Origin of the sequence: Amnibacterium sp. (genome assembly GCF_025463795.1) — a bacterium.
GTDB lineage: Bacteria > Actinomycetota > Actinomycetes > Actinomycetales > Microbacteriaceae > Amnibacterium.
In genome coordinates this window covers 1-9,350 of record NZ_JAODBE010000140.1, presented here as the reverse complement: position 1 = coordinate 9,350, position 9,350 = coordinate 1, and the positions used below count along the sequence as shown (strand labels likewise).

Here is a 9,350-nt window from a genome sequence, read left to right as displayed (position 1 = left end):
GCCGAACGCGGCGGAGCGGGCGTTCCTCGAGCGCCGCCGCGCCGAGGTCGGCTAGCTCGGCACGGCGAGCCGCCGGCTTCAGGCCGGCTGGACGAGCGCGCCGATCAGCGCCGCGGCCTCGCCCGGCTCGAGCGCGCAGGTGGCGTCGCCGACCGGCAGTTCGAAGCGCAGCACCGCCGGATCCGGAGTCGCGCTCGCCCCGCGGATCGTCCACACCCCGGCCGCGGCGAGCCGGCGCACCGCCGCGTCCACGGTCGCCGCGTCGGTCTCGAGGAGCACGTGCAGCATCGGCGTCTGCGGCGGGTCGGGCACGACCCGCACGCCGGGCACATAGGCGAGCGCCGCGGCGATGGCGCGGGCCTGCTCGAGGTAGCGGGGCATCCGCTCGAGGCGGTTCGGGAGGAGCGCGAGGGCGGACGCCGCGAGCGGCCACAGCCCGAAGAGCGTGCCGCCCATCCGTCGCCGCCACTCCCGCACCTCCGCCACGAGCGCGGCGTCGCCCGCGACGCAGCAGCCGGCCAGCGCACCGATGCCCTTGTAGAAGGACACGTAGACGGAGTCGAACAGGGCCGCGATCCTGGCGGGCGGCACGCCGTAGCCGGCGGCCGACTCCCAGAGCCGCGCACCGTCGAGGTGCGCCGCAGCGCCGTGCTCCCGCGCCCACGCGACCTGCGCCTCGAGGTCCTCCCACGACGGCTGCTGCCCGCCGAGGTCGCGCTGGGGCAGCTCGATCAGCAGCGCGGCGGCCGGCTCGGCGACCGGTCCGAGGTCCTCGGCGGTGAGCAGGCGGTGCGCCTCGCCGACCGGGCGGCCGATCAGCCCCTGCAGGCGCTCGAGCGCGCGCCCCTCGTGCTGCTCGAGGTGGCACATCGGGTGGTAGAGCACCGTGCGCCGCCCGCGCCGCTCGGCGTGCACTCGCAGGACGATCTGCTGGGCCATCACCCCGCTCGGGAGGAACACGGCGGCCTCGGTGCCGAGCACGCCGGCGACCGTCGCCTCGAGCTCCGCGACCACGCCTCCGTCGCCGTACCGGTCGACGACGGTCTCGGGCGGGATCGCCGCGAGTGCCTCCGCGGCGAGGGTCGGGCCGTGGCCGGCGAGGAATCGGGTGCAGGAGGCGCGGAGCTCGTCGGCCTCGGCTTCGGTCAGCATCCCCCCAGTCTTCCGCGGGTGGGCCGGGTGGACACTGACCTGGCGGAAGGACGCGGATGACGGCCCAGGGCACGAAGGACGAGGCGGAGCAGGACGCCGCCGCGTCGAGCGGAACCCGGTCGTGCAGGGCGTCGCCCGTGCCGGGTTCGTCGCGAGCGGCCTCGTGCAGGTCCTCATCGGCGTCGTCGCGATCGAGGTCGCCCTGCACCGCTCCGACTCGCAACCGGACCAGACCGGTGCGCTGCACGACGTCGCCGGCGCGCCGGGAGGACCGGTCGTGCTCTGGGCGGCGCCCGTCGCCTCGCTCGCGCTGGGGCTGTGGCTCGTCGTCGCCGGGGTGATCGCGCGGAACCCCGATCGGAAGCGACGGTGGAGCGGCCGGATCCGCGAGTGGGGAAGGGCCCTCGTCTACCTGGTCGTCGGCGTGGAGGCGCTGCGGGTGGCGCTCGGCGCCGACGCCAGCTCGGCGAGGACCAGCCGCACCGGGAGCAAGGACCTGCTGTCGGTGCCCGGCGGCGCGGTGGTCCTGGCGCTGCTCGGCGCCGCCGTCGTGGTGGCGGGCGGCGTCGTCGTGTGGCTGGGGATCACGAAGCGCTTCACGAGGGTCGTCCGCGTGCCGCGGGGACGTCGCGGCGCCGCCTTCGTCCTGCTCGGCCGCGTCGGGTACATCGCGCGCGGCGTCGCGGTGGCCGTCGTCGGCATCCTCTTCGTCGTCGCCGCCTTCACGCTGGACCCGGCGAAGGCCGCGGGGCTCGACGGCGCCCTCAAGTCGTTCGCGGCGCTCCCGTCCGGTGAGGTCGTGCTCGTCGTCCTCGGTCTCGGCTGGATCGCGGCCGGGCTCTTCTCGGTCTGGCGGGCGAAGCAGGCCGTGCTCGACGATTGAGCGCGCCCGTCGCGCCGGCGGCCCCGACCGAGTAGACAGAGGGCCGAGACGAAGGGGTCCGATGACTGCGAACGGGGTGGGCCACCAGGCCGAGCGACAGGTGCGGCGGGCGCGGGCCAACCCGGTGGTGCGGGGTCTCGCCCGGGCGGGCTTCGTGGCGAGCGGGCTGATCCAGCTGCTCGTCGGGATCATCACGATCGAGGTGGCGCTGCACCGCTCCAGCTCGTCGGCCGACCAGTCGGGCGCCCTCTCGGACCTCGCGAAGGCGCCGGGCGGTCCCGTCCTGCTCTGGGTCGTGACGGTCGGCTCCTTCGCCCTGGCCCTGTGGCTCGTGATCGCGGGCGCCCTCGAGCGGGGCGAGGACAAGAAGGGCACGTGGGGGCGCCGCATCCGCGACTGGGCGAAGGCGCTCGTCTACGCGGCGGTCGGGCTGACGGCGCTGCGCTTCGCGATGGGTGGCACGGCGAGCTCGGCCGGCAGCGCGAGGAGGGGCAGTCAGGACCTCCTCGCCGCACCCGGCGGCCCCGTGCTGCTCGGGCTCGTCGGGCTCGGGGTGGTGGTGCTCGGCGCGTTCCTCGTGCACCGTGGCGCGGCGAAGCGGTTCGTGAAGACCATCCGCGTGCCCTCCGGAGCCGCGGGGCGGGCCACGATCGCCCTCGGGCAGGTCGGCTACATCGCGCGCGGCGTGGCGGTCGGCGCCGTCGGGGTGCTGCTCGTCGTGGCGGCGTTCACCGCGGACCCGAAGCGCGCGACCGGGCTCGACGGCGCGCTGAAGGCGTTCGCGGCGCTGCCGTTCGGGGCCGTCCTGCTGGTGCTGATCGGTCTCGGCTGGATCGCTGGAGGCGTCTACACGATCATCCGGGCGAAGCAGGCGGTCCTCGACTGACGCCGCCACGCCTCACCGTGCTCGTCTGCGCGACGCCGCAGCACGCCCACGTCACGCCGCTGCTCGCCGTCACCGAGGTGCTGACGAGGTCCGGCGTCGACGTCGTCGTGCTCACCGGCCACCGCTACCGGGAGGCCGTCGAGGCGGCGGGAGCCGTGTTCGCCCCGGTCGACCCGCGGTTCGACTACGACGACCGCCGGCTCGAGGAGGCCTTCCCCGGCATGGGCGGCCGCACCGGCCTCGCGGCGATGCGGTTCGCGATGCGGAACGTGTTCCTGCCGCCGCTGCCGTCGCAGCTCGTCGACGTGACGACGGCGGTCCGCGGAGAGGGGATCGACGTGGTCGTCACGGATCCGCTCTTCCTCGGCGGCGTCGCCTACGCCCTCCAGCCGCCGGAGCGGCGGCGGCCCGTCGCCGTGATCGGCCTCGTGCCGCTGATGCTCGAGAGCCGCGACACCGCACCGTTCGGGCTCGGTCTGCCGCCCATGCGCGGCCCGATCGGCCGGCTCCGCAACGCCGCGCTGCGCGTGCTCGCCCATCGCGTGCTCCTCGCCGGGCTGGAACGGGACGTGGACCGCTCCTTCGCCGCAGCGGTCGGCACGCCGCGGGGCACGAACCTGCTCGATCTCGGCCGCACGGTCGACGCGATCCTCCAGCTCACCGTCCCGGCGTTCGAGTACCCACGGTCCGACCTCCCGCCGACCGTGTCCTTCCTCGGGCCCATCGCCGGGCGTCCGCCGCGGGCCGCACCGCTGCCCGACTGGTGGGACGACCTCGACGGTCGCACGGTCGTGCACGTCACCCAGGGCACCGTCTCGAACGCGGTGGTCGAGGACCTGCTCGTGCCCGCCGTCCGGGGCCTCGCCGACGAGGACGTGCTCGTGGTCGCCGCGACCGGCCGCGACCCCGGGCCGCTGCTCGCCGCGCTCGGCACGCAGCCCGCCAACCTGCGGGTCGCGCCGTTCCTGCCCTACGACCACCTGCTGCCGCGAACGAGCGTGATGGTCACGAACGGCGGCTACGGCGGGGTGCACGCGGCGCTGCGGCACGGCGTCCCGCTCGTGGTCGGCGGCCGCACCGAGGAGAAGATCGAGGTCGCCGCGCGGGTCGCCTGGTCGGGCACCGGCATCGATCTGAAGGCGCAGCGGCCGAGGCCCCAGGCGGTGCACGACGCCGTGCTGCGGGTGCTGCGGGAGCCGCGGTACCGCCTCCGCGCCCAGGCGATCGGCGCCGACATCCTGGCGGCCGACGGCGAGGCCGCGCTCGTCGGATCCCTCGTCCGGCTGGCCGGCCGCGACGCGCCATGAGGGTCTTCCCTGAGCGCTCGCTGAGCGCTAGCGTGCAATCCGTCACGCATTGACACTTTTCGGTGCGTCGGGCCGAGGGCGATCGGGGATGCGCGTGCACGACATCGACGAGGCGGTCCGGGACCGAGCCGACGCCGGGGTGCAGCTGCTCACCGACCTCGTGCGCTCGGCGTCGACGGTGGGGCGGGAGGCGGGCGCCCAGGAGGTGCTCGCGCTCGCGCTCGGCGACGCGGGATTCGCGGTCGAGCGGCTGCCGCTGCCCCTCGACATCGACGAGGACCCGCTCGGCGGCGTCCGGCAGGTGCCGTACGAGGGCCGCTACGACCTGGTCGGCCGGAGGCGCGGCACGCCCGCAGGCACCCGGCCGCGCAGCCTGCTCCTGAACGGGCACATGGACGTCGTGCCCGCGGAGGACGCCGGCGGCTGGAGCGTGCCGCCGTTCGCGGGGGTCGTGCAGGACGGCTGGCTGCTCGGGCGCGGCGCCGGCGACATGAAGTGCGGATTCGTCGCCGGCCTCCTCGCGGTCGAAGCCCTCGACGCCGCCCGTCCCGGGTGGCTCACCGGCGACCTGACCCTGCTGTCCGTGATCGAGGAGGAGTGCACCGGCAACGGCACGCTGGCCGCGTGCCGGGCCGGGGTGCTCGCCGACGCCGCGCTGCTGCTCGAGCCGACCGGCCTCGACATCCTCCTCGGCGGGATCGGGATCGTCTGGGTCGACGTGCTCGTGCACGGGCGCGCGGGCCACGCGGAGGCGGCGGAGCGGTCCGTGAACCCGATCCTCCTCGCGCCCGTGGTCCTCGACGCCCTCGCGGGACTCGAGGAGGAGATGAACGCGGACCACCGAGCCGACCCGGACCCGGCGTTCTCCGCCATCGAGCGTCCCTACGCGGTGAACGTCGGCCGGCTCGAAGGCGGCCTCTGGCCGTCGAGCGTGCCGGAGGCGACGCGGATCTGCGTGCGGGTCGGCCATCCCGGCGCGTGGAGCAGCGACGAGGCCGTCGAGCGGGTCGACGCCGCCGTGCAGGCCGCCGCCGCGGGCCACTCGTGGCTCCGCGAGCACCCGCCGGTGGTACGGCCCTCCGGCTACCGGGCGGAGCGGTACGCGCAGGACCCGGACACACCGCTCGTGCGGGCGCTCGCCGCCGCGCACGCCGACGCCCACGGCGACGCCCCGGCCACGACCACCATCGCGTCGACGACCGACGCCCGCTACTACGTGAACCGCTTCGGTGTGCCCGCGGCCGCGTACGGGCCGCGCGTCCGCCACATCCACGGGGTCGACGAGGCCGTCGAGCTCGAGAGCGTGCTCGAATGCGCGTCGACGATCGCCCGGTTCCTCCTCGCCTGGTTCGGCGAGCGGCCGTGAGCCCCCGCGGATCCGCGGGCACCGCGTCGGCCCTGCGCCCGCTCATCGCGGAGACGGCCGCGGCGCGCATCGCGGACCGGTTCGTGACTGCGTTCGCGCTCGGCCAGTTCGTCGTCGGGCAGCGGCTGCCCAGCCTCTCCGAGCTGGCCGCGACCCTCGAGGTCAGCCAGACGACGGTGCGGCAGGCGATCAGCCGCCTCGCCGCGCTCGGCTACGTGCAGGTGCAGCGCGGCCGCACCGGCGGCACGTTCGTCCTGCGGCAGTGGGGGCCGTCGTCCGACTCGATGGTCCGCCGGGCCCTCGGCGACAGCTGGGGCACGCTGCAGGAGTCCGTCGACTGCCGCTCCGTCGTGGAGCAGGCCATCGCCCGAGCGGCGGCCGAGCGCGTCGGACCGGCGGACGAGCCGCGGATCCGCGCGGCCGTCGCGGCGTACGAGGCGGCCGCCGACCGCGACGCCTCCGCCATCGCCGACACCGAGCTGCACCAGGCGATCGCGGCCGCCGCCCACAACGCGCAGCTCGCCGAGCTCTCGCTCCGACTCCGCCAGGACGTGAGCCTCGGCTTCTCGGGCGAGCCCTACACGCCCGAGACGCGCGCCAGCGCGATCGAACAGCACGCCGCGCTGGCCGTCGCCGTGCTCGCTCACGAGCCCGAGGAGGCCGCCCGCATCGCCCGCGAGCACTTCGGCCTCACCGAGGGGCTCCTCCGCGCCCTCCACGACCGCACCGCCGCCCCGACCCCCGCCCAGTGAGGAATCCAGCAATGCCCGTCCAGTCCGTCAACGGCATCGACATCGCCTACACGCTCGAGGGCGACGGTCCCGAGACCGTCGTGCTCGTGAACGGCCTCGCCGACGAGAAGGAGACCTGGGCGTACCAGACGCCCGCCCTCCTCGAGGCGGGCTACCGCGTGCTCACGTTCGACAACCGGGGCATCGGCGCGACGAGCGCGCCGGCCGGCCCGTACTCCTCCGAGCTGCTCGCCGACGACACGAAGGCGCTCGTCGACGCGCTCGGCATCGGGCGGTTCCATCTGATGGGCGTCTCGATGGGCGGCATGATCGCCCAGGAGTACGCGCTCAAGTACGAGGCGGACCTCGCCTCCCTCACCCTGGCGTGCACCTACGCGGCGCCCGGGCCGTTCTGCTCGCGGATGTTCGCCATGTGGCAGGACATGGCGCCGGTGCTCGGGGTGCCCTTCGTCATGCGTGACGTGACCCTCTGGGCGTTCACCCTCGACTTCTTCCGCACCCGCGAGGCCGAGCTCGCCGAGTTCGAGACGGGGATGCGGTACCTGACGGTGCCGGTCCCCGCCTACCTCGCGCAGCTCGCGGTGATCCAGGCGCACGACGCGGCCGACCGGCTCGGCCGGCTGACGGTGCCGACCCTGGTGCTCGCCGGGGAGCAGGACATCCTCATCCCCACCGCCCTCTCGCACGACCTGCACGGCCTGATCCCCGGCGCCGAGTGGCGCACGGTCGCCGGTGGCCACGGCTGCGTGTGGGAGCACCCCGACGCCTTCAACGCCGCGTTCCTCGCCTTCCTCTCGAACCGCACCTCGTAACCAGGAGAACCGCACATGACCGCACCCGCGCTCGCCGACAGCGGCGAGACGCTCGACACCCGCAAGAAGCTCGGCCTGCTCGGCGTGCTGATGCCGGGCGTCGCCCAGATCGCCCCCGCCTTCAACCTCTTCTTCACGACGGCGGTGATGGCGTCCCTCGCCGGGCCGTCGGTTCCGCTCGTGTTCCTCATCTCGATGGTGGGGATGCTCGCGACGGCGCTGTCGCTGGCCCAGTTCTCGAGCCTCTACCCGAGCGCCGGGTCCTTCGTGACCTACATCAGCCGTGCGCTCGGCGTGCGCGTCGCCACCGCCGTCGGCGTGATCACGATCCTCGGCTACATGGTGACGTTCGCGGGGATCTACATCTTCGCGGGGCAGTACATCGTCGCGAACGTGTTCGGGGTGACCGCGACGGGCGCGGGCGTGAACCTGCTCACCGTCGTCGTCACCATCGTGTACGGGGCGATCGTCACCATCCCGGTGATCATCGGGCTGCAGTTCGGCGTGCGCGTGACCGTCGTGCTCTACCTCATCGAGGTGGCCGTGCTGCTGATCATCAGCCTGGCGGTGGTGTTCCAGGGCGGTGCGGAGGGCCTCTCCGCGGTGCCGTTCAGCTGGCCGTCCGGCACCGAGGCGTCGAACGTGTTCATCACCTTCGGGCTCGCGGTGGTGGCGTTCGGCGGCTTCGAGGCCTCGGCGCCGCTCGCCGAGGAGACCGCGAACCCGCGGCGCAACGTGCCCATCGGCCTGGTCGGCGCGGTGCTCATCTCCGGCGTGATCTACGTCCTCGGCTCCTACGCCGTCATCTCCGCGTTCGGCGTGAGCAAGGTCGGCGACTTCGCGAAGGACCCGAACCCCTTCGCGACCGCGACGGTGCGCTTCCTGCACGTGTCGAGCTCCTTCGCGGTGCCGTTCCTCGTCGCGGTCTTCCTGGTGAGCCTCACGTCGTCGTACATCTCGGCGAACACGCAGACCGCCAGGGTGCTGTTCGCCGGCGCTCGCGGACGGCTCTGGCCGCGCGTCCTGGACCGCACGCATCCGCGGTTCAAGACCCCGTGGGTCGCCGCGATCTGGTTCGTCGCGCCGAGCATCGTGCTCGGCTGCATCTTCCAGTTCGCCGACCCGGCGGACGCAGGCGGTCTGCTGCCGACGCTCGGCATCTTCGGCGTCGTCGTCATGTACTTCGTGACGAACCTGGCGCTCGCCGTGCAGTACTTCCGGCTGCGCCGCCGGGGCGTTCCGCGGAACCCGGTCCTCTGGGTCGTCGTGCCGATCATCGGGATGCTCGTGCTGCTGATCCCGGTCTGGGGCAACCTGCGGCCGGGCCAGGCGGGCATCTACGGCGTCATGCCGCTGCTCTCGATCCTGCTGCTCGTCGTGGGCGTCGTCTACACGGTGGTCCTCGCGGTGACCCGACCGGCGGTGCTGGCCGCGGCGCCCGCGCTGCTCGAGGGTGCGGAGGCGCTCGAGGGCGATCCGGTCCCGCCCGCCGGGATCGCCCGCTGATTGGGCCGGGGCACGACCGCGGTCAGCCGGCCGCGGTCGTCCTCGGCGTCGGCGACCGGGTTGCGGTGGGCGCCGGCTTCGCGGACCGGGTCGCCGTCGGTGACGGCGATGCGGTCGCGGTGGGGGACGGCGTGGCGGGAGCCGTCGCGGTCGGGGTGGGCGTCGCGGTCGGGCTCGGTGGCGGACCGCTCGACGTCGCGGACGCGCTCGGTGTCGACGACGGGGGAGGGGCGGACGACGAGGCGCTCGAGGAGGATCCGGACGAGGGCGACGACCCGGACGACGACGAGCCGGACGAGGTCCCGCCCTGCGCCGACCCGGACGCCGACGACCCGGTGACCCGGGTCGGGCCGGCGGTCGAGCGCGACGGGCGCGGAGTCGCCGTGGACGGCACCGTGGCGCTCGGCGCGGGGCTGTCGGGGCCGGCGCTGACGGCGTCACCGGGTGGCAGCGCGGCGCCCGACCCGGCGGGGGCGGCGACGTGGTGGGGGAGCAGGCCGTCGCCGAACAGCAGCGGCGACGACAGCAGCACCCCGGTCCCCCCGAGCACGCCGATGACGGCGGCGGCGATGATCGGCACGAGCAGGCGGGAGCGAGGGCGCTCCGGCAGCGGGCCGGACGCGTCGTCGTCGAGGGCCGCGAGGTCCTCGTCCGCAGGGGCGCCGGCGGCGGATGCGCCGTCCGCA

The 9,350-nt window shown here is 74.7% G+C and carries 8 protein-coding genes and 1 pseudogene; 8 read left to right on the top strand and 1 reads right to left on the bottom strand.

All coding sequences use genetic code 11. From position 1 onward, the window contains the following. Positions 1 to 78: 78 nt before the first annotated feature. On the bottom strand, positions 79 to 1,152 hold the full coding sequence (locus tag JWQ92_RS12255; protein WP_297344742.1) for a low specificity L-threonine aldolase: 1,074 nt from the start codon (positions 1,150 to 1,152) through the stop codon (positions 79 to 81). 121 nt (positions 1,153 to 1,273) lie between these two features. Here JWQ92_RS12255 and JWQ92_RS12250 point away from each other — a divergent pair, with 121 nt between their 5' ends. The 8 genes and pseudogenes from JWQ92_RS12250 to JWQ92_RS12215 all read left to right on the top strand — a co-directional run. Next, the gene (locus JWQ92_RS12250; RefSeq protein ID WP_297344741.1) at positions 1,274 to 2,035 is read left to right on the top strand and encodes a DUF1206 domain-containing protein; all 762 of its coding nucleotides are present in this window, start codon (positions 1,274 to 1,276) and stop codon (positions 2,033 to 2,035) included. Between the two features lie 61 nt (positions 2,036 to 2,096). Beyond that, positions 2,097 to 2,921: a DUF1206 domain-containing protein gene (locus JWQ92_RS12245; RefSeq protein ID WP_297344740.1), complete on the top strand. Its 825-nt coding sequence runs from the start codon at positions 2,097 to 2,099 to the stop codon at positions 2,919 to 2,921. Between the two features lie 17 nt (positions 2,922 to 2,938). Beyond that, a complete protein-coding gene (locus JWQ92_RS12240; RefSeq protein WP_297344739.1) occupies positions 2,939 to 4,228 on the top strand; it encodes a nucleotide disphospho-sugar-binding domain-containing protein in 1,290 nt (429 codons plus the stop codon). An 88-nt stretch (positions 4,229 to 4,316) separates the two neighbouring features. Next, entirely contained in the window at positions 4,317 to 5,594 is a 1,278-nt protein-coding gene (locus JWQ92_RS12235; RefSeq protein WP_297344738.1) for an ArgE/DapE family deacylase, read from the top strand. Beyond that, a complete protein-coding gene (locus JWQ92_RS12230; protein ID WP_297344737.1) occupies positions 5,591 to 6,346 on the top strand; it encodes a FadR/GntR family transcriptional regulator in 756 nt (251 codons plus the stop codon). Before JWQ92_RS12235 ends, JWQ92_RS12230 begins: the two co-directional genes overlap by 4 nt. An 11-nt stretch (positions 6,347 to 6,357) precedes the next feature. Next, the gene (locus tag JWQ92_RS12225) at positions 6,358 to 7,158 is read left to right on the top strand and encodes an alpha/beta fold hydrolase (RefSeq protein WP_297344736.1); all 801 of its coding nucleotides are present in this window, start codon (positions 6,358 to 6,360) and stop codon (positions 7,156 to 7,158) included. A 15-nt stretch (positions 7,159 to 7,173) separates the two neighbouring features. Beyond that, a complete protein-coding gene (locus JWQ92_RS12220; protein WP_297344735.1) occupies positions 7,174 to 8,664 on the top strand; it encodes an APC family permease in 1,491 nt (496 codons plus the stop codon). A 65-nt stretch (positions 8,665 to 8,729) separates the two neighbouring features. Further along, positions 8,730 to 9,350 (top strand): annotated as a pseudogene (locus JWQ92_RS12215) (hypothetical protein); the annotation flags it as partial.